Raw genomic sequence first — 25227 nt, 5'->3', positions numbered from 1 at the left:
ACCACCCAATAAAAATAATTCAAATGAATCAAATAATTAACGCATTGTTGAAACCGAAACAAGCAGGATTAACAAACAAGAACAAACCGGCAGCCCTAATTGTTTTATCCCCTTATGATGAAGGCTCGCATGCGATAGAATTTAAAGATGCAGAATCCATGGTACGTGATGAGCTAGGTTACGGGATCATCAATAAAAAACCCCTCTTTTTTAACAGCGAAGACACCGAATTCTCGGCAGCCATCAAACCAGTAACCTTAAAGAACAAATCACTGACCATATGGCTTTCAGCACATGGTGCTTCAGGTTGGCTTTTTTCGGGAAGACGTGATGCAAATTCCGAATTGGAAGCAACAGCCAATTTCGTGGAATTCGTGCGGCGTGTGGAAACTTATACGCAATGTGAAGTGGCCAATATTGTTTTAAGCGCATGTTTTACCGCGAATGAATTCGTTAATGTAAAAGATGGTACTTATTTTAATTCTCCCGCACGCCTTTTAAGCTTTTTCCTTCCCGAGGTAAATGTGCTTGGTTTTATTGGAAAAAACGCAGAAAGCAAAGTACACGTATTTAAAGAAACAACAATGGGATACTTAAAAGAAACACTAAATGCGGAACATGCTTCAGTTTTGTTTAAAAATGGAAAACCAATTGAATCTTGTTTTGACAACAACACTGTACCCATTTATTGCAATCATGAATACACGCCGGATTTTATCTTGCAAGCTCTTAACTATAACTTTGAAGATAAAAATGTAGAGTTTTATGCTCCCTGCCTAGCAGCCGAATTTATAAGCAAAAATAATATAACTTTGGCCGCAGCTTCTTTGGGACAATGGCAAGAAAGGCGCGTCAGGGAGCTTACCCGAAATGCGCAACAAGAACCGCACCCCAGCCGCTTGCCTAGCTCTAGTTGCTAATCGCTGCCAGGCGGCTTTTGTTAGAAATCTAACAAACCGCCTCGCTATTTTTCTAGATAGCGGGCGACATCATTCAAAATTAACTGGATGAACAATACGCAAAAAATAATCATTGCCAAACGATGCAATAAAATCTCCAGCGCAATAGATACAGGTTTTCCACGAATTTTTTCCAGCAAAGCATAGATAATGGACCCTCCATCCAAACCCGGAATTGGAAATAAATTAACAAGGCCTACGGCCAGGCTTAAATTTGCGATAAATAATAAAAAGACAATAATGCCCTGCGCAAATGACGTGATCATGGTTGTAAACAGCCCCAATGGTCCTAGTAACGCAGCAAAGGGAAGCATCCCTAATAACAATTGTTTAAGCATAACCAAATAAAAGGCAAGCGTATAAAACGAGCTTAAAAAAGCCTCCTTCGCTGCCTGCAGGAACGGCAAACCCATTTTTTGCGTGGGTTGAATGGTGATATCAGCTTCTATCCCCAATCCTTTCAACAATGCATTGGATCCGCGCACATAATGCCAGTGCGCAAGGTTCATAATCACTTGGCGTCTGTCCCCTTGTTTATCTTCAAGAATAACAGGCACATTTTTTTTACCTAAAACCATGATGAATCTCATGCCTGCATCACGCCAGGAAAACACTTCCTTGCCAGCGATGGCAATGAATTGGTCGCCAGCTTGTATGCCTGCAGCGGCGGCCATGCTGGCGGGGTGCACTTCAGCAACCACAGGTGAAACCCGCTGAAATCCCATCATGAAAATAACTAACAAAGCCAGCCAGGCAATGAGTAAATTTACCATCGCGCCTGCCAAAAGGACAATAATACGCATCCAAACGGGTTTCCTATCAAAACAAACGGGATAATCTTTGGTAGATACTGGCTCAATACGCGAATTGAGCAATTGCACGTAGCCCCCAAGCGGCCATAACGCCCATATCCATTCGCATCCATTTTTAGCGTGCCATTTAAGTAAAGGTCTGCCAAAACCAATCGAAATCCGTTTTATTTTTACCCCGAATAGGCGCGCAGCGAGTGCATGCCCCAACTCGTGCAAGCCAATGACCAACACCAAACTCAAGACAATCGCAATAACCGATTTAACCACCAGAATTTTCCCCTCGCGTGTTATCAACCACCAATTTCAACACGGGCAAGGAAGGACGTCTACTCAACTCATAATTTTCACGATGTACTTCAAAAAATCGATAAACTTCCCCTGTCTCACTATCCACAAGCTCTACATCATCGCCCTGCTCATCCAAAAGCGTAACGGTTAGATGAATTTCGCGAAATTGCTTAATGCGGTAACGGTCTTTAAACAATTTTATAACGCTTAAAATGCTCTCAGCTGCTTCCTCATTCTCAAACTTGCCCTGGAAAATTATTTCCATTTCACTCTCCTATCAGGAAATCAAGCCTGTAAAAAGTGTTTAATTCATTTAACGGCGGCAACTTATAAGACTTTAGAAATTGGAATAAATATTATGACAAAAAACCAGTAAAGCCAGATTAATCCTAACTTAGCAAGTAATGTGCGTATGATTTGCGATGCAGCTCACTGGATTGACTTACAGCAATAGCGAAGACAAAGTAACCTTTGGCATTGGACGCATTTATCCCGCAGCCAGCAATAAATCTATAAATTTTACCTGTAATAGGTTACAATTTATCCTATTGACAGTTATCCCTTCATTCTCCTGATATGGTGTTTGTTGCCTGCGGACTCAATCATAAGACTGCCCCTCTCGACGTGCGTGAAAAAATCGCACTGCCGCTTGCCATGCAAGATACCTTGCTGGGCGAGCTTGTGGATTTGCCTTCAGTAAATGAAGCGGTTATTTTATCTACCTGCAACCGCCTGGAAATTTATTGCGACGCAGCCCATCCGGATGGTATTCTTCCCTGGCTTGCAAAAAGCCGCCAACTCTCACCCGAATTCATTAAACCCTTTTTCTATAGTCACCATGGGCGCCAAGGCTTACAACATACGTTTCGGGTAGCAAGCGGTTTGGATTCGATGATGCTCGGGGAACCGCAAATACTGGGGCAAATGAAACAAGCTTATCAACAAGCTTGCCGTGCAGGAACTGTTAAACATAATTTGCGCCAGGTGTTTCAATACGTTTTTCGGGCAAGTAAACGCATTAGAACCCGCAGTGGCATCGGCAATAACCCAGTTTCAGTTGCTTTTGCCGCCGTCCAGAAAATTGGCCAACTTTTTACCGAGCTATCTTCCCTAAAGGTATTACTTATTGGCTCTGGCGAAACCAGTTCCTTGGTAGCAAAATACTTGCATAATGCAGGAGTAACCCAATTCCTGGTAGCCAGTCGCAATCCTGAAAATGCAAAACAGTTGGCCGATGCATTTGCAGGCAAATCATTAACAATTGGCGATATCCCGCACTACTTGGCGCAAGCCGACGTTGTTGTAACCGCTACGGCCTGCCCACTGCCTTTTATTACCAAAAGCCTGGTCGAGCATACCATGCAGCAGCGCAATGAAGCCCCCATGTTTTTCTTGGATTTAGCTGTACCAAGAGATATTGAAGCTGATGTATGCGAGATAGCGGGCGTTCATTTGTTTAATATTGATGACTTGCAAAAAATGACAGAAAAAGGAATGGATGAGCGTAAAAGTGCAGCCATGCAAGCTGAAAAACTGATTGACTGCGAACTTGATAATTACATCCGCTGGCGTCGTTCCCTACAAGCAAAAAAAGTTATTTGCGACTACCGTAAACAAATGCAGGAACTTGCCCAACTTGAATTGCAACGTGCCATGCACAAGTTGGACTCGGGTCTTTCCCATCCGCATGTTTTGACTGAGTTTAGCGAGCGTTTACTGAATAAATTGATTCATAGCCCGACCGTCGGGCTTAGACAAGCTGCCATGGATAATCGCGAAGACTTGCTCGACTTGGCACATTATCTTTTTACTTCACCTGCCGATTAATCACACTTATGAAGAAATCCCTTGAGTTAAAATTGGAACAAATGCTGGAACGCTTTCAGGAAGTTGAGCGTTTACTATCGGAAGCGTCCGTCATTGCGGATCAAAATCAATTTAAAGCGCTTTCCAAAGAATATGCCCAACTTGAGCCTATAGCCGCATGCTATAAACAATACCTGGATGCGCAAGCTAATGTAGTTTCGTTGCAGGAGCTTCTTGCAGGGGAAGACCAGGAACTGGCTTGCATGGCTAAAGAAGAGATCGAGGCAGCAAAAGCTAGTTTGGCCGCTTTGGATGAAGAATTGCAATGGCATTTAATCCCGAAAGATCCGGATGATGAGCGTAATATTTATCTTGAAGTTCGGGCCGGCACAGGAGGTGATGAAGCAGCTATTTTTGCCGGGGATTTATTCCGTATGTATAGCCGTTATGCAGAAATAAAAGGTTGGCAAGTTGAGATCGTCAGCGCCAGTTATGGTGAGCATGGCGGTTTTAAAGAAGTGATTGCCCGGGTCAGCGGCACCAATGTATATGGAGATTTAAAATTTGAATCCGGTGCGCATCGAGTACAACGGGTTCCTGAAACGGAATCTCAGGGGCGAGTTCACACCTCGGCATGTACTGTTGCCATTTTGCCAGAAGTTGAAGAAATTGATGACATTGAGATAAATCAGGACGAGTTGCGCATTGATACCTATCGTTCATCGGGGGCAGGCGGCCAGCACGTCAACAAAACAGATTCAGCAATCCGTATTACGCATTTGCCTACCGGCTTAGTCGTTGAATGCCAGGACGAACGCTCACAGCACAAAAACCGTGCCAAAGCCATGGCCTTGTTAAAAACCCGGCTTTTAAATGCAGAGCAAAGCAAGCAGCGTCAGCAACAGGCAGAAACACGCCGCTCTTTGGTGGGAAGCGGGGATCGTTCGGAGCGTATTCGCACTTATAATTTCCCACAGGGACGGTTAACCGATCACCGTATTAATCTTACCCTTTACCAATTAAATGATGTGATTGCCGGCGATTTAACCCCTGTAATTGAAGCATTAAAGCGCGAATATCATGCCGAGCTGCTTGCTGAATTGGGCCACAATGATTAGTTTGAAAGAAAGTTTACAACAAGCGGCGGCGGCCCTTGCCCACACGAGTGCTTCTGCTTACCTTGATGCGGAAATATTATTGGCCCACACACTGCAGGTATCCCGTACTTACTTGTATGCTCACTCTGAGAAACCAATAAATCAGGCAGAGCGTGAAGCTTACCTGCAACTTGTTGCTCTGCGGCAAGAAGGGTTGCCTATTGCGTACATTACCGGGCAGCGTGAATTTTGGTCTTTACCTTTGCAAGTCAATTCCACCACACTGATCCCAAGACCTGAAACCGAGCGCTTGGTTGAATTAACCTTAAGTTTACTTGCTGATAAACCGCAAACCATTTTGGAATTAGGCACAGGCAGTGGGGCGATTGCTTTAGCCCTGGCTGCCGAACGCCCGCATTGGCGTATTTTAGCCTGCGATGTATGCGAGCAAGCAACGCATACAGCACGTGAAAATGCGAAACAGCTTAACTTAAGCAATGTAACCATTTTATGTTCCAATTGGTTTGCCTCCCTGCCTAAGCGGCAATTTGATGCAGTGATTTCCAATCCCCCTTACATAGCCGAACACGATCCCCATCTCTCCCAGGGGGACGTACGGTTTGAACCACGCCTGGCTCTAATAAGCGGTGCAGATGGCTTGGAAGCTCTCCATCATATTATTGCAGAGAGCAAATACTATTTACGCCCCGGCGGCTTATTGTTGCTCGAACACGGCTGGCAACAAAAACACGCGGTACTGAGTAAATTAAATCAATGCGGTTATCAACACACACAATGTTGGCCTGATATTCAAGGGCATGATCGCATCAGTGGTGGTTGGTGTTGAAATAAACCTTAGCTTGCTAAGAATGCTAATTTTTAAGCAATTTTTTTTTAATGAGCTATAGTTGATGAATAATGGGTTTTTTGATATACCTAGCCGTTTTCACATGGCGTGACTATGGAAAGAAAGTTTGCAGGAGGCCTTATGCCACAAGAAACGATTGATTTAACTAAAAAGAGTGAACAAAACGTGAAAAATGACGCAGTTGGGAACATGGGCATCTCCCCTTACCAAGAGGTAGCGGGTGAAGAGTATATGAATGAAAAACAGCTGGCACATATTGAAAAAATTTTGCTGGCTTGGCGCCAATCATTAATGGAAGAAGTGGATCGTACTGTCACCCATATGAAAGACGAAGCAGCTAACTTCCCTGATCCCTCTGATCGTGCAAGTCAGGAAGAAGAATTCAGCTTGGAGTTGCGAACAAGGGATAGAGAGCGCAAATTGATTAAAAAAATCGAGGATGCCTTGGAACGTCTGCGTGATGAGGATTTCGGTTACTGCGAGGCATGCGGGATTGAAATCGGGTTGCGCCGTCTGGAAGCACGCCCTACTGCGACACTTTGTATCGATTGCAAAACCCTGTCCGAAATTAAAGAAAGGCAAAACCAAGGCAATTAATTTAATACCTGACTGCACTCGCAGTCAGGTATTCCCCAACACCGTATTAATCTTTTGCAGGTAATCGGCAACTACTCCCTGATTTTCTTGTAATAGACGAAAAGCCTTTGCAATCTGATCTATGCGGTATTGTGGATTTTTATGCATCGTAATAACTGCGTGGACCACTTCCTGTGCACTTGCAAGCCGTTGCATGCCGCCAGCTTTGAGCAAATCCTCACAGACAGCTTTAGAATTATGGAGATAAGGTCCGCAAAATACAGGAACCTGCATAGCAATTGGCTCCAACACATTGTGCCCGCCTATCGGAACAAGACTCCCTCCGACAAAAGCATAATCGCTTAATTTATAAAAATTCAATAACTCACCTAAGGAATCCACTATCAATACTTCTATCTTGCTCGTAATGCTTTCAGGCTGACTGCGTAAAGCCGTGGCAAAGCCTAGTTGCCTGCTAAGCCCGGCAACAAAAGAAAAACGTTCAGGATGACGGGGGACAATGATAAACAACACATTATTTATAGCGTTTTGCAATTCGGGCAGGCATTGCAGCAATTGTTCTTCTTCATTCTCATGAGTACTCGCTGCAATAAATACTGGACGCGTTGCACCCCATTTTTTTTTGTAATCCATAATGGCACTAATAAAAGTCCCTGTCTGGATAGCGAATTTTATATTCCCGGCTGCTGAAACCATTCCTTTTGCCGCCCCTAACTGGATAAAACGATTTTTATCTTGCTCGCTTTGTGCCAAAATCGCCGTAAATTGATTTAAAACGGATTTAAATAAGAATTTTACGCGTTGATAGGAGCCAAATGCTTTATCAGATATGCGTGCATTGACCAATAAAAGGGGGATTTGCATACGTTTTGCTTCATAAATTAAATTAGGCCATAACTCCGTTTCCATGATGACACCTATTCGGGGAGCATAGTTTCTGAAAAAACGGCGCAGCACAAAAGGTAAATCGTAAGGAATATACTGATGTTGGATTTTTCCTCCATATTGTTTTAAAACTCTTTCCGATCCAGTCGGCGTCATGGTAGTGACCAGAATTTTTTTTTGCTGTGCGAGCAATGCATCAATTAAAGGAAAGGCGGCAACCACTTCCCCTACAGAAACAGCATGCAGCCAAACATCCACCGGCTTATTGTCCTTAATATAAAGTCCAAAACGCTCTTTTATGCGTAAGCGATAAGCAGGCAAACGACGTCCCTTCCAGTAAAGCCGCCACAAGAGAAATGGAATCAAACTGTAAAAAAGAAGTGTATAAAGACGACGCATAGAGGTAAAAATACAAAACAAACATTATAAGCTGATGCTTGGCGATTGACTATCAATATTGTCAGCCTGAGGGTAAAGGCGCAAAAGATAATCAAGAAACACATCACGTAGAAGCCAGCAAAAATAGCAAAAACCCATCTAATTCCAGTTAATAGTACAAAAAACAATAAAGTACAGCTAAAATTATTATTTATCGAGCTAAGTACAGCTACGCTTTTCAATTTTTATGGATTTCAGATGAGTCTACGTCAATTTTTTATCAATCAGACGTGGTGGGGAAAAATCATTGGTGCTTTTTTAGGATACTTAATGGGCGGGCCTCTCGGAGCGCTATTCGGTATTCTCATCGGTAATTTTTTCGACCGCGGTTTAAATGAACATTTCAGTCGTCCCTATTGGCATTATCATGCTGAGAAGCGTAAAAAAGTGCAGAAAATATTTTTTGAAGCAACTTTTTCCGTCATGGGGCATATTGCTAAAACGGACGGCAGAGTTTCTGAACAAGAAATTAGGATGGCTAGAGGCTTAATGGAAGAAATGCGCCTCAATGCTGAACAAAAGAGAACAGCCATATCCTTATTTAATGAAGGTAAATCAACCAATTTTAATTTCAAGCGAATTTTAACCCTTTTGAAAGAAACATCCCATGACAATTTGGATCTATTGAAATTATTTATTGATATCCAATATCGGGCGGCGAAAATTGATGGATTAACTGATAAAAAAATTCAAACGATTAATACCATTTTGCAATATTTGGGATTTGCACCTTTAGAACAACAGTATCGTTTTTATGAAGACTTCCAATTTCACTCTACCCATCGGAATCATTCGCGACAGCAATCTTCGCAGCGTCAATCTTCTTCATCTTCCTACACCAGCTATACGCCGCCTAATAGTTCGCTGGCGCATGCTTATGCAATACTTGAAATCAATCCCGATAGCAGCAAACACGACGTGAAAAAAGCTTACCGGCGCCTAATGAGCCGTAATCATCCAGACAAACTTATCGCACAAGGGCTACCCGAAGAAATGATTAAGCTTGCGACTGATAAAACGCAAAAAATTCGGCAAGCTTATGAGCAAATTTGCGCAAGTAAAGGCTGGGAATAAGGGCTCACAATTCTGTAAGCTTAAGATCGGCTTAAAATTCATGATACTGCCCCTCTACAAGAGACAGTATCACGATAAAGAGTTGGTGTTATTGAAATTCAAGGCCAAGCTCATCGAAAAACGCTTTAGACTTTTCTGCCAAAATTTTATGGGCAGGCCCAGTAGGGTGGACGGGATCGAAGAATAAATAACCCTTACAGGCGTCATGGCCTTGCCCTGCATTGATTTTAGCGACCATGCTTAAAACAGGATTGGCAGAACCCAGCTCTAACAAAGATTCGTAACAAGTGTGCGTAATATTTGAAAAACCATATTCTTCTGGCGACTGAAGTACTTCTCCCAAAATTTCATACACATCCAAATGAAGAACACGTCTGTCCGGGTAGCCGGCCTGCAAATCCACCACCATTTGCCCCAGGATTTCATTATGCTTTCTGGCAATATCTGTTAAGAATTGCTCGGCTTCAAGCTCGCGGGCCATGGGTGTTCTCCCTAAATCGGGAAGATTAACCACCAACAGGTTTTGCGCGCCCTTGTTCAGTAGGCGCTCAAGATCATGCCTAATACCCAAGGTAACTTCTTGTAAGGATTTTTGTGCATCATCAGGAATGGAAAGATAGTTATTCGCACCAATCCATACCACGTATAGACTATTTTCATCTGCTTTATCGTGGTGAGCCAATAAATAACTGTCTACCTCCCTTTTTAGGGTAAACAAAGTATCATCCGCATCCTCTTCAGAAACTCCAGCACCGCCAAAAGCAAAATCAAGCAAATGTTCGGAAGGATTATTGGGATAATAAGCTTGCGTCAGCAATTCGATCCACACAGGACCATTGGTAAATCGGCCCTGGAAATAAGGAGGAGATACTGGCAGTTGGTGTTTCATGTATTCATACAAGTTACCATTGTCAGACAAGCTGTCGCCGAATGACACAATTTTGTTGATAGGAGCTGCGAAGGTTACCAGAGAAGCAAATAACAGAAAAAAAGAAAAGATAATTTTCATGCTTGTCCTTTATTATTTTTAACCATCATTATAGTTGAAAAAAAAGCCCAATCAAAAGGTAGCGCCTGAACAAACACCGAAATGAAAAAACTATTTTGGTGTTTCTTTTATGCCTCTACACCCTGATTGGGTCGCCATATTCGTAAAATTAACTCATGCAATAATAAAGACTAAGCTGTACCCATGGAAGTAATCTTCAATTGCCGCCCACAAACCCAAGCCTTGTGAATGTGTTGCACGATTTCCTTTGACATACCTTTGGGCAAACGCACAGTAGAATAATTATCGTGAATTTTTAAACCGGTAATATACCGGCTTTGTAATCCTGCTTCATTCGCAATGGCGCCAACAATATTACCCGGTTTAACACCGTGCACGCGGCCTACATCCAGGCGGAATAATTCCTGCGGATAATCTTCAGCTCCCCGTTTACGCTCACCACTTGCCTTGCGCTCCCCATTGAATTTTTTGGCGCGGTTATCTTGTCTAAAATGACGCTCCTCATGCATTGTTTCAGGGAAAGGTGCTTTTTGAGAAGCTGTAATTTTAGTCTCCCAGGATTTGTCCTGATTTAAAAGCAATGCCAGAGCTGCCGCTGCATCCAAAGCTGAAACAGAATGCTCATTAGCGAAATTTTCCAGCATATTTTTATAAGCAGGTAAATATTCATGTTGCAACCGCTCCTTAATCTTGGCCAGGAAACGCTGCTGTTTTGCCACCTGAATGGCATAATCACTGGGCACCGAAATTTTTTGGATCCGCTGGCGTGTGTGCCGTTCGATAACATTCAACATACGTCCTTCCTTGGGCGTAACAAATAAAATGGTGACGCCGCTGCGCCCTGCTCGACCTGTACGGCCTATACGGTGTACATAGGTTTCACAATCATGCGCAATATCATAATTAATTACATGCGTAACCCGCTCTACATCCAATCCGCGCGCCGCCACATCAGTTGCCACTAACACATCGATGGCCCCTTGTTTAAATTGGGCAATGATGCGTTCCCGCAACGCTTGCGTTAAATCCCCATGGATGGCCATGGCATGGTGTCCATGCGCTTGCAAGAATTCTGCAACTTCATCCGCGCTGCTCTTGGTACGGACGAACACGATAACACCTTGGTGATCTTCTGCTGCTAAAACGCGAGTTAATGCTTCCGGTTTTTGCGCTTGTGACGCGAATAAAAAACGCTGTTCGATGCTTTTTACGGTTGCTGTTTCCGCACGGATTTCCACGCCAACCGGATCATGCAAATACGACTGAGCAATCTGCCGGATACGAGGCGGCATCGTAGCTGAAAATAAAGCCATTTGTTTTCCGGCAGGCAATTTGGCCAATATCGTCTCAACATCTTCGATAAAGCCCATGCGCAGCATCTCATCTGCTTCATCGAGCACGAAAGTTTTCAGCTGCTCCAGCTGCAAAGTACCACGCTCCAGATGATCAAGGATTCTTCCCGGTGTTCCGACGACAATTTGCGCGCCTTCACGCAATTCCTTTAATTGCGGCCGATAATCCTGCCCACCGCATAGAATAGTCACCCGGATATTTTTTTGATATTTACTGAGTGTCTGAAAATGTTCGGCAACTTGAATGGCCAATTCCCGCGTAGGAGCCAATACGAGAGCTTGTGGGGTTAATTCGGCTGCAATAATACCTTGTAAGACCGGTAAGGCAAAAGCTGCTGTTTTTCCAGTTCCAGTTTGTGCCTGGCCAATTAAGTCCCGTCCCTGCAATAACCAAGGGATCGTTTGTTCTTGGATTGGCGAAGGATGTACGAATTTCAAATCATCTAATGCTTTCAATAACGCTTCGGATAAGCCAAGAGAAGCAAAAGTAGTTTTATCTTGTGTCATAAAATTCCAAAAATAGATTAATCAATGCAAAAAATGCTCACTATAATAGCAAATTTTACACCAAAATGCATTTTTTATTTGGATTATTATTGACATTCCAGTCAATTATTCTCTAAAAAGGATAAAACAGGGTTATAACTGCTTTAGGAGCAGGCACCTATTTTTACAATATGCAAATTCAATAATAATTTTCAGGCCCTGCTATTGGGATTATTTAAGTAATTCAAAAAAATGCTTGTAAAACGTTTTGCATCCACGCCGGTCACCACACGCACACTATGGCCTGCTTTATTATCAACAATTGTTCTGCCAGATTGTATCTCAGGGGATAAAACAACCTTCAGGCGTTGTACCTTGAACGCGGCAATGGATTCATCGCTTGCAATAACGGCAGCTAAGGGATCCCAGAAAAACCACTCCTTGGCCCGCAAGATTTTGATGTTGTTTTGCAACATGGAAAAAACATAATCAGCCGCTGGGGTATGATGTTTGTTTTTCACGGCATTATAGAAACCCATGTCAATGGGTAACTGATTGGTGACATCAAGCGGTACAAGAACGATCGGCAGGCCCTGCGCTAATACGATTTCTGCAGCCAGCGGGTCTAGATAAAAATTCCACTCTGCCGTATGGTTTTTGCTGGCAGAGTCAACTTCAGGAATATTTCCCGGCACATCAATAGCTCCCCCCATAATATAAATAACACGAATATTCCTTTTGATTTCAGGAGCTTTTTGCAAGGCTTGGGCAATATTGGTCAATGGTCCAATCGCAAGTATGGTCACAGGCTGCGAAGCATCCTGGACTGTTTTTATCAGCAAATCCACGGCAGTATGAGGTGATTGCTTAGTAGATACCTTAGGCAATAATTTTACAGTACCTGCCAGTGTATCGGATTCTAATAATACCGCCTGTGGAAAATGATGCTTGCCAAGCAACGGTGTCTCTTGCCCACAAGCTACGGGTATAATCGGTCGCTGTGACATTTGCAACAAACCCAAAGTATTGCGCAAAGCAGGTGTGCAATGTGCATTGCCATCGCTGGCAATGGTAACCGCTTTAAGCTCAACATCAGGTCGCTGTAACAAATACAATAGGGCCATGGCATCATCGACCCCCATATCCGTATCAACTATAAACGGTACGGCAGACCATGCTATTTGCACGGTCCATAGCAATAGCAGCAACGGAAGCAAAAACAAATTACTAATGCATCGAATTAAATTCATTATCATTCAAACGTCTTAAAAATGTTCAACGGAGAGCTATATTCACAGTGAAACCAAGAACTCATATTAATGCCGCCAAGCGACAAGCTTGATCAATGGCATGCCGTGCATCCAATTCCAAAGCCCGAAAGGCTCCGCCAATTAAATGCACCGACAATCCCTGCTCCTTTAACGGTTCATACAAGGAACGCTGTTCAATTTGACCGGCACAGATAATAATCGAATCAACGGCTAATAATCTAGGCTCCTCACCTATACGAATGTGTAAACCCGCATCGTCAATTTTTTCATAGCTGACGTTATTTACCATATGCACTTTTTTATGTTTAAGGCTTAAACGATGGATCCAGCCCGTCGTTTTCCCCAGGCGCTTCCCTAATTTTTCTTTTTTCCTTTGTAATAAATATACTTCCCGCAAGGAAGGGGAAATTGCAGGCGGCATTAGCCCGCCGCGGTGCTGCCCGCTAATATCAATGCCCCATTCCTTATAAAATTGGTCACGGGAATTCGCTGTCTCATGGGTCAACCACTCGGCGACATCAAAACCTATTCCGCCGGCGCCAATGAGGGCGACGCGTTGCCCTGGAATTTTTTGCCCGGTAATGGCTTCAATGTAAGTCATTACCATGGCATGACGAATCCCTGGGATCTCGGGGATTCTTGCATCGACACCGGTCGCTAAAACTATTTCGTCAAAATCCTGTAGCAATTCCAGGCTAGCCTCCGTCTGCATACGCACATCGACTTGGAATTTTTGCAATTGTTGGGAAAAATAATGGATGGTATGCTGGAATTCTTCTTTACCGGGAATTTGCTTAGCTAAGTTAAATTGTCCCCCAAGCCATGCGCTTTTTTCAAATAAAGTGACCTGGTGCCCTCTTTCTGCACACACGGCGGCAAAAGCTAACCCTGCTGGCCCTGCGCCTACCACACCAATGCGCTTGGGACAGTTGGTAGCCTGATAGATTAATTCTGTCTCATTACAAGCACGAGGATTTACCAGGCATGAAGCCGTTTTATTCACAAAAACGCGATCGAGACAGGCTTGGTTACAGGCAATACAAACATTAATCATTTCGCTTTCTCCACGCTTCGCTTTTTCAGCAAATTGCGCGTCTGCAAGGAATGGCCTTGCCATGGAGATAAGATCCGCCGCCCCGTTTTCCAGTACTGCATTTGCCAACTCCGGCGTATTAATCCTATTTGAAGTGATAATCGGAATATTAATATCGGGTTTTAAGCGTTTGGTAACCGAAGTAAACGCCGCTGGTGGCACCATGGTCGCGATCGTTGGAATTCGTGCCTCGTGCCAGCCGATCCCAGTATTAATCATACTTGCTCCCGCTGCTTCTATGGCTTTTGCCAACTCAACGATTTCATCCCAGGAACTGCCTTCGGCAATCAGATCCAGCATGGACAATCTGAAAATAATAATAAATTGCCCACCCACGGCTTCTCTTACGGCTTTTACAATTTCTATCGGGAACCGCATGCGGTTTGCGTAAGAACCTCCCCATTCATCGCGGCGTTGATTCGTATGGGTAACGATAAATTCATTAATCAAATACCCTTCGCTGCCCATGATCTCCACCCCATCGTACCCTGCTGCTTTCGCAAGCCGGGCGCAACGGGCAAAATGCTGGATGGTTTTTAGTATGCGGTGTTTGCTCATCTCCCAAGGTGTAAAAGGGCTGATGGGCGATTTTATCCGGCTTGGAGCAACGATAAACGGATGATACCCATAACGTCCTGCATGGAGAATTTGCAAGGCAATTTTACCACCAGCCTCATGTACGGAATGCGTTACTATTTCATGCCGGCGCTGTTCAGTTACCGAAGTCAACTTCGCAGCAAATGGAGCCAGCCGGCCGGCGCGATTTGGAGCAAAACCACCGGTAACGATTAATCCCACCCCACTTTGGGCCCGCTCTTTATAAAAAGTGGCAAGACGCTGCAAATCAGGCTTGTCTTCCTCCAATCCGGTATGCATAGAACCCATAAGAAGACGGTTTTTTAATTGCGTGAACCCGAGATCCAAAGGTTCAAACAAAGCTTTGAAAGGCTTATTAACGAGTAATTCCATGGCAAATCATATCGTTGAAAAAATTTAGTATAGCCGGTTAATACCTACAGAAGCGAGATTAAGTTCATGGTTTTAAACACAATAGTTATTCCACTACTAGTTTTCGCCGTGATTTGAAAGCAAATGGCAACAAATGGGAACAAGACGCCAGTAATGCACCCAGCAGCGCTAATACACAACCGGCTAGTGAAAATAAGGATGGGCATTCCTGCAATAAGAAAAAACCAAGCAGCATGGCAACGAGCGGCGCGGCATAAAGATATAAAACTGCCCGCGAAGCAGGCAGGAAGTTCAAAACATAACTCCAAGCCATGTAAGCTAATGCAGCGGGGAAAATGCCAATGTATAAAGCAGCCAGTATACTTCTATGATCAGCATGCCCCAATTCGTGCCATAATGATGAAACATACATTAATAAAATCATCATGCCGCCCCAAATAGTCCAAGCTGATACGGCAATTGGATGATAATGCCTTAAAAAAGGTCGTAGAATTATCGTATAGAATGCGCCAACGACTGCGGAACAAAATAAAGCGCAAATCCCGATTTGCATGGAGTGATGAATATTTTCTGCTAAAGCAATCCCTAGAAGTCCCAGCAAGCTGATGCTTATCCCCACATACACCACAGGGGCTGGGCGTTCTTTGAGGAAAATAATTGAAAACAGCAAAGTAATCACCGGCATCAATCCTACAATGAAACTCGCTATCCCTGCAGAAACGGTCAATTCCCCATAATTGAGGCAAATGTTATATAACCCAATGCCAATCATTCCAATGATTATCAGTTGCATGCGAACACGCCAAGGAAGGCTTTGGGTGAATGAAGTGCAGCGGTAAATGAAAAACATAATGATTGAAGCAATAAAGAAACGAAATAGCGCCAGTGCTCCTGGAGAAAAAGAAGCTAAACCAATACGGATGCCTACATAAGCAGATCCCCAAAAAAATATGGCGCAAGCAAGTATAAGTCTTACTTTTAGCGATTCCATGAGGTAACAAGTAAATGGGGGAAGAAAAAATAATAGCACAATACAGCTTGAGTCTATATGACCTATGCTTTTTCCCTACATCTGCTATGCTAAAAACCCGGTATAAATAACTAAGGAGTGGTGTATGAATAAATGGTTTTTCATTACAGCGTTGACTTTTGCAAGTCTTGCGAGTCATGCGGAACAAGTACGGGTTACAATTTACGACACCACCGCTGCTGAAAATTCACTGGGGGAAATTCTTTTTAAAGATACAGCAAAAGGATTATTGATTATTCCCGATTTACATGGCTTGACGCCAGGCTTGCATGGTTTACATTTACACCAGCATTCTAATTGCGCCGCCCATGGCATGGATGCAGGAGAACATTTCGATCCGGACAACACAAAATCACATCAAGGACCTTATGGCTCAGGCCACCTTGGGGATTTACCCGTTTTATACGTTACTGCAGATGGTAAAGCTACAACGCCGACTTTAGCACCACGGTTGAAAACCAGTGTACTTAAAAATACAGCCGTAATGATTCATGCCGGCGGCGATAACTATAGCGACAACCCGAAAGCCGGAGGTGGCGGCGATCGCATTGCCTGTGGAATAGTGCAAAGCAATGAAAACCAGAAGAATGAACATAAGCAGGAGCATCCCAACCCATAGATCATTATTGTAAGCCATACTTGTTAAATCTATTGCCAATATGCGCAAGGGCTTGCATAGGTTAAGCAAGGATGGTGTTCCTGCCCACAGCTATCTGCCAGGGCAGGATACCATGCTGCTTTTGGAGAATTACAGCCAGGACACCAGTATAATATGCCCTTTTAGGCGAATGGATCACGCAAAATAATGGTTGAATTACGCTCAGGCCCCGTTGATAGCATATCAACTGGAATCTCTAATAATTCTTCAATGCGCTTAACATAAGCCTTTGCATTTTCCGGTAATTGTGCAACTTCGGTAACATCTGCCGTAGACTCATTCCAGCCTGACAATTCTTCATATACAACTTCCAAGTCAGTAAAATCCTCGGCTGCTTGCGGTGGGCGATGCAACAATTTTCCATCGGGTGTACGATAAGCCACAGCGATGCGTACAGTGGATAAACCGTCTAAAACATCCAGTTTCGTCATACATAAGCCAGAAAGGCTGTTTAATTCTATAGACCGACGTAACAATACTGCATCAAACCAGCCGCAACGGCGTGGGCGTCCGGTAACGGCTCCGAATTCATTGCCACGCTCTGCCAATCGCTTGCCAATTTCATCCTTGAGTTCAGTAGGAAAGGGACCACCACCAACACGGGTAGTATATGCCTTGGTGATCCCCAGAATATAATCTAAATAACGCGGACCAAAACCTGCGCCATTAATCACGCTGCCTACGCATGTGTTTGAAGACGTTACAAAAGGATACGTTCCATGATCAATGTCCAGATAAACTCCTTGTGCGCCTTCAAATAAAATGTTGTCTCCCCGGCTGCGATGCTCATGTAAACAGGTGGTTACATCTTTTATCATAGGCTTTAATTCTTCCGCCCAGGTTAGCGAGTCTTGTAAAATGCTTTCCATATCTACCGCAGGCTGCTGGTAATAATGAGTTAATAAAAAATTATGGTATTCCAGCAATTCTTTCAGCTTAGAAATAAATCGCTCGCGATGTAACAAATCGCCGGCTTTTATTGCGCGCCGTGCTATTTTATCTTCATAGGCAGGCCCAATGCCCCGCCCTGTCGTGCCAATCGCAGCATTCCCTTTGTGAATTTCCCGTGCTTTATCCAAAGAAACATGACAAGACAATATAAGAGGACATGCCTGGCTTATGTGCAAGCGTCTTCGTACATCTATTCCCTTGTTTTCTAATTCCTTGATTTCATCCAGCAGCGCTTGCGGAGATAAAACTACGCCATTGCCGATATAGCATTGTACATGGGGTCTTAGCATACCTGATGGAATCAGACGTAAAACCGTTTTCTCTCCATTGATTTTTAAGGTGTGCCCAGCATTGTGGCCACCTTGGTAACGCACAACCGCCTGTGCATTTTGGGTCAACAGATCAACAATCTTACCCTTGCCTTCATCACCCCACTGTGTACCCACTACTACAACATTTCTACCCATAATGAACTCTTACTCTGCAAATTGATGAATAATGGTGAGCAATACAACCCCCATTAACATACTAAACAAGCCAAAAATACGTAACGCTCTTTCATCCTGAATAATGATTTTCAAAAGCAGCTTCTTCCACTTCTCGGGAGCAATAAAAGGCATGATGCCTTCAAATACAAATACCAAAGCCAATGCGGAAAGAAAACTAATTAACACACCATCTCCAACAAAAAAGGGTTAAGTATGCTTAACCCTTTTTAGAAAGTCGAATATTATAGTTAACTCCGCGCTGCAATACCATTCCCTTTTGTTGCACCATGTCTAAAATAGTTAAAAAAAGTACTGTTCTGATCCAGCACTAAAATATCCTGTTTACTGTTAAAGCTTTCAATATAAGCTTTTAAACTACGATAAAGCGCAAAAAATTCCTTATTTTGGCCAAATGCATCAGCATAAATAGCCGCAGCAGCAGCTTGCCCTTGAGCTCGGAGAATTTGACCTTCACTTCGTGCCTTCGCTAGCAAAACCGTCACTTTCGCATCAGCGGCAGCTTGAATTGCCTCCGCAGCTGCATTACCGTCCGCACGGTGCCGGTTGGCAATTTTTTGCATGTCAGCACGCATGCGCTGATAAATGGCATTACTGGTATTGGGTGGCAATTCAATCCCTTTGATCCGCACATCCACCACATGGATCCCCAATTGTGCAGCTTGCTGCTCAGCGCGCTCGCGCAGCATCCCCATTACATCATCGCGCCCGCCGGAAACCACTTCCGAGATGGTACGCTTTCCAAATTGTGCGCGTAAAGAGGTATTTAATTGTTGCTCCAGTAACGTCTCAGCTTTAAATTGATTTCCGCTTGTTGCTTTAAAATATTGGGAAAGATCATCAATTTGCCATTTTACGTAATAATCAACAATCACATCTTTTTTCTCACGCGTCACGATTCGGGAAGACTTGATGTCCAGGGTTTGGATACGGGTATCGAATAAACGCACGCTTTCAATAAAAGGAACTTTGATGTGTAAGCCCGGGGCTAACACTTTCACTTTGTCAGTACCGGGTTCTTTTACTAACCGCCCAAGCCTTAAAAGAATTCCATGTTGGCCTTGGGTAATGGTAAATACGCTGGCGAACAGAATGATTAAGGAAATAAAAATCACTATGGCCAAGAGAGCTTTGGTTGCTTTCATTGTTCATTCCTCCCAGGACGTTCGGTAGGTCTAACGATACTGCGGCCATCGAATAAAGCTTCATCGTCTGTAGCGTTCGTCACATCCGTATTTTTAGCCATTTCCTGTTTGTTGATATTTAAAGTGGGAGTAGAGCCTATTAATTTCTCCAGAGGAAGATAGAGCAAATTCCCGGATTTACCATCCACTATAATTTTACTGCTGTTGCTTAAAACCTGTTGCATGGTATCCAGATACATGCGTTCGCCTGTGACGTCGGGCGCACGGGTATACTGCGGCAATAATTGCAGGAATTCAGCTGTTTCGCCTTTGGCACGTAATACAACCTGTTGCGCATAGGCACGTGCCTCTTCAAGAATACGCTGTGCCCTTCCTTCAGCTATTGGAATTACCCGAGCTTCATAAGCCCGCGCCTGCTCCTTAAACCGCTTTTCATCTTCCTGCGCTTTAATCGCATCGTCAAAGGCATCTTGTACATTTTCAGGAGCCCGGGCCGGTTGTGGAGAAACGTTGACAATCACAATACCGGTTTTATAACTTTCGAGAATTTTGATTAAAGAATCCTGTACGTTGCTTCCCCAAGCCTCCCGGCCTTCGGTAATAATTTCATCCAGAGTAGTTTGGCCAACTACTTGGCGCAAAGCACTGGAAGTGGCTTGCTGCAAACTTTCCTGAGGATCTGCAACATTAAACAAGTAATCTTCCAGATCACCAATACGGTATTGCACAACCAAAGCGACGGACACAAGATTCTCATCTTTGGTCAGCATTTGCCCTGAATAGGAGTAATCCGAAACGCGATCAACATTAAGAACTACTTTGGAAGAAATAAGCCTTGGGATCCAGTGAGGGCCAGGGCCTACTGTTTCTATGTATTTGCCAAAACGAAGAATAGCCGCTTGTTCGGCGGGATCAACAATAAATATTCCTGATAAAGCCCATAAAACTACGGCTATCAATGCAGTAATCAACACTAAGAAACCACCGCTGGCTGAAGATACGGGCTTGTTGCCATCGGGACGATTACCAAAAATGGTTTTCTTCAATTTCTCCTGCAAACGCTTTAATGCTTCATCCAGATCCGGGGGTTGTTGATTTTTACCGCTCCATGGATCTTTATCTTTATCCGGCTCATTCCACCCCATGCGTTATTACTCCCGCCTAGCAAAAGAAAATTAAGATTTTATGGGGTCTGGCGCGTTTAAGCAAGTCATTGCATGCTAAGCGTAGAAAGCACATTCGGTTGTGGAGTCGGTTCCTCTACCAAAGTAGGCAAATTATACCCGCGCAAATCCGTGGAGAATAAACCAAAACGGGCGCTTAAATTGTTTATACTTTGCTCTTTCTCAGTAACTTCTACCAAGTGCTGATAATGTTTTTTATAGGGCGGAGTATACAAACCAAGCAATTCAAACAGATATAAAATGCATTGTTTCAACCACATCCATGTTTCATTATGATGCTCATGATATTTCAGCATGTCTCGGGAAAATTGCTCTCCTTTCACATGTTGGCGAATCTGTTGTATGCGTTCAACGATGCTTAAATTTTTATTTTCTGCCATTTCTTGCAGCTTATTAATATGTGCTAATTTAACCCGCAAGGTTTTTTCGCTTTCAAACAGGGTTCTTTTTTCTGGTGCAGTGCTTTCATCCAATTCTTTGTTAATCTGGAAAATATATAATTGAAAGTTTGCAATAGCTGCCCTTATGCTGTCTAAACGGTGATAATGCTGATAATTGCGATGCTCAAAATGCCGTATCGAGTTTTGCAGCAATTTCATTACCGCATCCTTTATATCTCCGGAATCAGGTATCGTAGCCAATAGCGCATCTTCCTGGCTATAAAGGTAAGCTTTGAGTTTTTCCTGATACTCGCCTCCACAATGAATCAAACCAAATTGTTTGCCGGCATAGATTTCAAGCTGCTTTTTGAAAAAATCCTTCTTATAATCAGTAATGAATTGATTATTTAATTTTTCTTGGTCCTGAGCTAATTCTGCAAAATAATCCTTCTTTTCAGCGGCAGTTTCTATTACCACATCCTGGGAAGCATCTGCACCTGCAAGACAATTTAAGCTATTAAGAGCCAATAGTTCGAGTTTTTCCAGATTCTCTTCGTTAATTGGTTTATCCAGTAAGGCGCGAACTCCTTCTATATCCAATCCCTCACTCTCTACAATGGCTGAACTTTGTGCCGTGAATAAGGGTAGGGCTCTTCTTATATTCTCGTGTAAGGAATTTTGTACATGGGCAAAAATTTTGACATTGGAGCGTATTGCAGCAGAATCATACATTTGTATATTGTTTAACACGCTTTTTACAATTTCCCGCTGCTCGGCAATTCTGGCTTTTTCCTGCTTAGCCTGCTTGATTTTTTCATTTACATTCTCTTCACGGTTTTGCAAAGGAACTGTACTGGTAATCAGGTTTATATGGTGTTGCGAGGCAAGTCCCAGCGGCTCCAGCAACCCTTGGTAAAATTCATCCAGGATGCGTTTCATGGTATTCGATAACGCACCCGGCATTAAACCCAGCTGGTCTTCCCAACGGTCGGTTTCCAATAGGATGCCCGTTAATACCCTATCCCTGATTTCTGTTAAGTGATCAGCAATGGAATCGTGTGCAGTCAAGGCTAAATCCGTCAACTGCGTTTTTAGCTTGTTAAACAGATTGTACATGGGGGATATTTTGAAAAATAACTTAAATAAAGAATCGGAACTATTAATAATCCGTTCAATTTCCTTAGCGCTTGCAAGGGAGCTTGCCTGAAGTTTTTCCAAAAGTTCGGAACTAAGATCTTCTTTTTTCTGCGCATGTATTATGTGTTCAGGCAGAATCATTAAAATATTAATAAAGTAATTGGCCCCAACACCAATACTTGTTTCCGGTAACAGGGCATCTTTTTGTGGTAGATAGGGTTTGGTAACACTCAATCCTAGAGTATAAACATGCTGGAGCTTATGTAAAATTTCATGGCCAATCAGTGCAAAGGCAGGATCTTTAGCTAAGGCTTTAATAAGTTCCCAAGCTTGATAAAGCTCATATCCGGCATGAATGACAGCCACCATATATTTGAATTGCCCGCTTTTTTCATTCAGACTTTCCAGATTAATACTGGCTTGTTCCAAATGGTATAAACAATTAAATAACCGTTTTAATTTAAGTGTCTGATGGCTTTCTTTTAAAGCTTCATCCAAAGATTCTAACTCAGGATAAGGAATGCCTGTTTGCGCTGGCTTTAAACGAGCCAGGATTGCGGGATTAAAAAATCTTAAAAAACGCTCGCAAGTTACCTTCACTTCAGTCAAAGTTTGCGAAAACTTCTGATGTTTAATCACATGGTGAGCCCGAGGTAAAGATGCAGGTTTTGCAAGTGGTTTGCTTTCGGTTGCAAATGCTTGCAACAATAAATGGTAATTTTTTATGAAACGGCAATCATCTTCTAAATTTTCAAGTTCGGATGTTAGACCATCACTTAAAGCGGCTACCTCTTTTAGAACAGTGCCAACTAAAACAGGATTTTCCGTCTTTTCCTTGCTGATACTTTCAATAATCTTTTGATCCAACCCCATGCCATTCCCTATTTGTGCACTGGCAAGATAAGGCTGAAAGATAGCGTACAAACTTCGAAGTTTTCCTTTAGAATAACTTCCCAGCGATTCCAAAAGTAAGCCATCATTGCTGCGGTCAATTTGCCTGGCTAAAATATTAGCAAATTCCTGATATGCTTCTTTTGCTCTTTTAAGTTTTGCTATCTTTATCTCACATAACCCATACACTTCAAGAGCCTGTTCGGCAGCAAGTAAATTGGGTTTTCCTGCAGAGTTGTCATTTAATTTTAGAAATGCGGTACCGATAGCGCAGATACCTTTTTCAAAAGGAAGAATTTTTTGCAGGATTCCCTTTATTGAAATTTCAGTTTCTTCCCCTTGCCGCAGGCCAAATTCTTTTGTTGGGTCAGGTTGCAAACAAGCTTCCAAGGTATGATCCAGGGAAATATTGCCTTCCATATTGGCTCTAACCAGATAATATCGAAATTGTCTATATAAGCGGTATAGATTGTCTTTTTTCTCTTTGTCGAGTTTCGTTAAAAGCTGCTCAGAGCTTTCCGATTGGTGCACTTCATTGTTCAATATCTCGCAAAAAAGCTTTAAGGCAGTATGCGCTTCAAGTAATTCTTGCCTTTTTTCCCTATATAAGCTGTTGACCTGCGAAGCCTGTGTATCAGAAAGCACAGGGGCTTCACCCTTACCATCCATAAGATTAAAAATCGTTAAAAGGAACTCATTTTTGGTTATCGTGGAGGCATCCACTGTAAACGCATTCGTCTTATTAGTCCAAGGATGGAGATGAACTTCAGCATCTTGCTGAATGGTGCTGATGACCTCGTTATTGATTTCTTCATTAAACTTAATCGTTTCTCTCTGTCTTGAGAATAAAATATTAAGTTCCTTCTCAGTTTCTATTTTTCTACCCTTGCCAAGGATAAAACCGATGTCATCGGTGTAATCCATATAGGGGAGCCAGTGCAATGGTTTTCCAATGGCTTCAATCACCCCCTTTTCTCTTGACAAACTATCCAGGATAGTATGATCAAGATCCATATCCATTTGAGCCATATAAGGGTGTAAATAATGATAATAAAAAGCTAATTGTTTTTTAATTTCAACTGATACATCTACAAGCCTCGTATGAGTATTTTGCTGCTCTTTGAGGATACGAAAAAAGGACGTTGCCGCTTTCTGAGCTTCTTCAATCGAAACCAGTTTCTTTTTGTTAGCAGCGATGCGCTGATAGGTTCGCTCTAGGCGATAAGACAGAAACTCCACATCTTCGATTGTTTTATGCTGTTCACCCTTGCTGGCAAAATTAACCATTTTTCCGGTGTATTCTGTCAGCGAAGCATATACCTGCCTAAAGCCCTCCATAACTGGCTGTGCTATGGTTCCCGGTTTTAACATGAATTGGACTTCCAGATTGTCTATGCTGTCAAAAATCTCAGGTAATACTTTATATTTAAATTCTGCCAATTTAGTGTGGATGGCATCCTGGGTGGAATCGCTTAAATTGCCCAATTGTTCAATAATGCTCATGCTTAAGGTAAGGGCATGACGGACAATATAAATGTAGTGGAGTAACCTAACCGTCAAATACAAGTCACCGCCATTGAGTTTATCGATGGAATTAATCAATTGGAAAGCATGTTCCTGCAGTTCGGCCAGCGTTTTTCTATCCAAATTCGGTTCTTGCTCTTTAACTTTTTCCGAAAATTCGCTGATTTTTTTACTGAATTTTTCCAAATAACCGGGTATTACTGCAGTAAACTGGGTAAGAAATTCATAATCTATTTTACCACTGTGCGGCTTCATCTGATCAACAATAATGCCACTGACTTTCCCTACACTATGAGGGACTTGAAAATTGGGAAGTTTCAATAGGAAATTTTTGGTATCTTCCTTAATATTTTCTGCATGGCTATGAAATAACTTAAATACAGGCGAAATTATTTCCCATTCCTTGGCAAACATGTCAAACAAATCTACATCTATATGAGTAATCAAATAGGAAGCTTGGAAAATATATTGGGAAGTTTTGTAATATAGTTTGCTTAAATCTTGCAGTTTATGATCACCATCTTCAAGATTAACTGTCTCAAAATCTTTTAAAGCTAATTCAGCATAGTAAAGAGCATTGACGAATTTCTTGATTTGTCCAATCTGCTCTGGTTCTTCCTCATAATTGGTGAATGGCTCTCCTGTAGGGTTTACTGACTTGAAGTACGCTTGCATTTTGGGCGTAAAATAATGCTTTTCAATAGTCGTCAAAACTAATGTTTTATAATTTTCAATTATTTTGGAATATTGATGTTCTCTGCAAACCTTGCACACTCTTTGCAGATAAGAATACTTAGATGTGTATGGATCTAATAAT

Annotated in this window: 20 protein-coding genes; 7 read left to right on the top strand and 13 right to left on the bottom strand. The window is 42.7% G+C overall.

Annotated elements, in window-relative coordinates:
• The first annotated feature begins 23 nt into the window (after positions 1-23).
• Positions 24-920: a hypothetical protein gene (locus NKV53_RS06960; RefSeq protein ID WP_253350900.1), complete on the top strand. Its 897-nt coding sequence runs from the start codon at positions 24-26 to the stop codon at positions 918-920.
• Positions 921-964: 44 nt separating this feature from the next.
• Here NKV53_RS06960 and NKV53_RS06955 read toward each other — a convergent pair whose 3' ends face one another.
• Together NKV53_RS06955 and NKV53_RS06950 are read right to left on the bottom strand one after the other, a co-directional pair.
• Positions 965-2038, bottom strand: a complete 1074-nt coding sequence (locus NKV53_RS06955) for an RIP metalloprotease (RefSeq protein ID WP_126954080.1) — start codon at positions 2036-2038, stop codon at positions 965-967.
• Positions 2031-2324, bottom strand: a complete 294-nt coding sequence (locus tag NKV53_RS06950; RefSeq protein WP_126954081.1) for a hypothetical protein — start codon at positions 2322-2324, stop codon at positions 2031-2033. Before NKV53_RS06950 ends, NKV53_RS06955 begins: the two co-directional genes overlap by 8 nt.
• 311 nt (positions 2325-2635) lie before the next feature.
• Between NKV53_RS06950 and hemA the strand changes: the two genes are divergently transcribed.
• From hemA to dksA, 4 genes are all read left to right on the top strand, one after another.
• Positions 2636-3886, top strand: a complete 1251-nt coding sequence (gene hemA, locus NKV53_RS06945) for a glutamyl-tRNA reductase (protein ID WP_126954082.1) — start codon at positions 2636-2638, stop codon at positions 3884-3886.
• An 8-nt stretch (positions 3887-3894) separates the two neighbouring features.
• A complete protein-coding gene (gene prfA / locus NKV53_RS06940) occupies positions 3895-4983 on the top strand; it encodes a peptide chain release factor 1 (protein WP_126954083.1) in 1089 nt (362 codons plus the stop codon).
• Positions 4976-5809, top strand: coding sequence for a peptide chain release factor N(5)-glutamine methyltransferase (gene prmC, locus NKV53_RS06935; protein ID WP_126954084.1), 834 nt, complete (start codon positions 4976-4978; stop codon positions 5807-5809). The genes prfA and prmC overlap by 8 nt, the downstream gene beginning before the upstream one ends.
• A 141-nt stretch (positions 5810-5950) precedes the next feature.
• Positions 5951-6427: an RNA polymerase-binding protein DksA gene (gene dksA / locus NKV53_RS06930; protein ID WP_126954085.1), complete on the top strand. Its 477-nt coding sequence runs from the start codon at positions 5951-5953 to the stop codon at positions 6425-6427.
• A 24-nt stretch (positions 6428-6451) separates the two neighbouring features.
• On the opposite strand, the gene waaA is transcribed toward dksA, so the two are convergent.
• A complete protein-coding gene (waaA, locus tag NKV53_RS06925) occupies positions 6452-7711 on the bottom strand; it encodes a lipid IV(A) 3-deoxy-D-manno-octulosonic acid transferase (protein ID WP_126954086.1) in 1260 nt (419 codons plus the stop codon).
• 237 nt (positions 7712-7948) lie between these two features.
• On the opposite strand from waaA, the gene djlA reads away from it, so the two are divergent.
• Positions 7949-8824, top strand: coding sequence for a co-chaperone DjlA (gene djlA, locus NKV53_RS06920; RefSeq protein WP_126954087.1), 876 nt, complete (start codon positions 7949-7951; stop codon positions 8822-8824).
• 88 nt (positions 8825-8912) lie between these two features.
• Here the strand turns inward: djlA and plaA are convergent, their stop codons facing one another.
• The 5 genes from plaA to NKV53_RS06895 all read right to left on the bottom strand — a co-directional run bounded on the left by plaA (position 8913) and on the right by NKV53_RS06895 (position 15995).
• The gene (gene plaA / locus NKV53_RS06915) at positions 8913-9833 is read right to left on the bottom strand and encodes a GDSL family lysophospholipase PlaA (protein WP_126954088.1); all 921 of its coding nucleotides are present in this window, start codon (positions 9831-9833) and stop codon (positions 8913-8915) included.
• A 170-nt stretch (positions 9834-10003) separates the two neighbouring features.
• Positions 10004-11692 (bottom strand): DEAD/DEAH box helicase, encoded by a 1689-nt coding sequence (locus tag NKV53_RS06910; RefSeq protein ID WP_126954089.1) that lies wholly within the window; start codon positions 11690-11692, stop codon positions 10004-10006.
• 191 nt (positions 11693-11883) lie between these two features.
• A complete protein-coding gene (locus tag NKV53_RS06905) occupies positions 11884-12858 on the bottom strand; it encodes a nucleoside hydrolase (protein ID WP_253350899.1) in 975 nt (324 codons plus the stop codon).
• Positions 12859-12982: 124 nt separating this feature from the next.
• On the bottom strand, positions 12983-15004 hold the full coding sequence (locus NKV53_RS06900; RefSeq protein ID WP_126954091.1) for an NADPH-dependent 2,4-dienoyl-CoA reductase: 2022 nt from the start codon (positions 15002-15004) through the stop codon (positions 12983-12985).
• A gap of 85 nt (positions 15005-15089) precedes the next feature.
• Complete coding sequence (locus NKV53_RS06895) at positions 15090-15995, bottom strand: DMT family transporter (RefSeq protein WP_253350898.1); 906 nt, start codon at positions 15993-15995, stop codon at positions 15090-15092.
• Between the two features lie 124 nt (positions 15996-16119).
• Here NKV53_RS06895 and NKV53_RS06890 point away from each other — a divergent pair, with 124 nt between their 5' ends.
• Positions 16120-16653 carry a superoxide dismutase family protein gene (locus NKV53_RS06890; protein WP_127111041.1) on the top strand — a complete coding sequence of 178 codons (534 nt, stop codon included), beginning with the start codon at positions 16120-16122 and terminating at the stop codon, positions 16651-16653.
• Positions 16654-16814: 161 nt separating this feature from the next.
• Here the strand turns inward: NKV53_RS06890 and NKV53_RS06885 are convergent, their stop codons facing one another.
• The 5 genes from NKV53_RS06885 to NKV53_RS06865 form a co-directional block, all read right to left on the bottom strand.
• Positions 16815-18110 (bottom strand): adenylosuccinate synthase, encoded by a 1296-nt coding sequence (locus tag NKV53_RS06885; RefSeq protein WP_253350897.1) that lies wholly within the window; start codon positions 18108-18110, stop codon positions 16815-16817.
• Positions 18111-18119: 9 nt separating this feature from the next.
• Positions 18120-18317 carry a DUF2065 domain-containing protein gene (locus NKV53_RS06880; protein ID WP_126954095.1) on the bottom strand — a complete coding sequence of 66 codons (198 nt, stop codon included), beginning with the start codon at positions 18315-18317 and terminating at the stop codon, positions 18120-18122.
• Positions 18318-18379: 62 nt separating this feature from the next.
• The gene (hflC, locus tag NKV53_RS06875; RefSeq protein ID WP_126954096.1) at positions 18380-19294 is read right to left on the bottom strand and encodes a protease modulator HflC; all 915 of its coding nucleotides are present in this window, start codon (positions 19292-19294) and stop codon (positions 18380-18382) included.
• Complete coding sequence (gene hflK / locus NKV53_RS06870) at positions 19291-20439, bottom strand: FtsH protease activity modulator HflK (RefSeq protein WP_126954097.1); 1149 nt, start codon at positions 20437-20439, stop codon at positions 19291-19293. The genes hflC and hflK overlap by 4 nt, the downstream gene beginning before the upstream one ends.
• A gap of 65 nt (positions 20440-20504) precedes the next feature.
• The gene (locus tag NKV53_RS06865) at positions 20505-25121 is read right to left on the bottom strand and encodes a hypothetical protein (protein WP_253350896.1); all 4617 of its coding nucleotides are present in this window, start codon (positions 25119-25121) and stop codon (positions 20505-20507) included.
• Positions 25122-25227 lie beyond the last annotated feature (106 nt).

It is taken from the genome of Legionella sp. 27cVA30 (assembly GCF_024160945.1).
Classification (GTDB): domain Bacteria; phylum Pseudomonadota; class Gammaproteobacteria; order Legionellales; family Legionellaceae; genus Legionella_A; species Legionella_A septentrionalis.
Note: the sequence above shows the minus strand (reverse complement) of the source record. Positions and strands in the feature narration are given on the sequence as shown.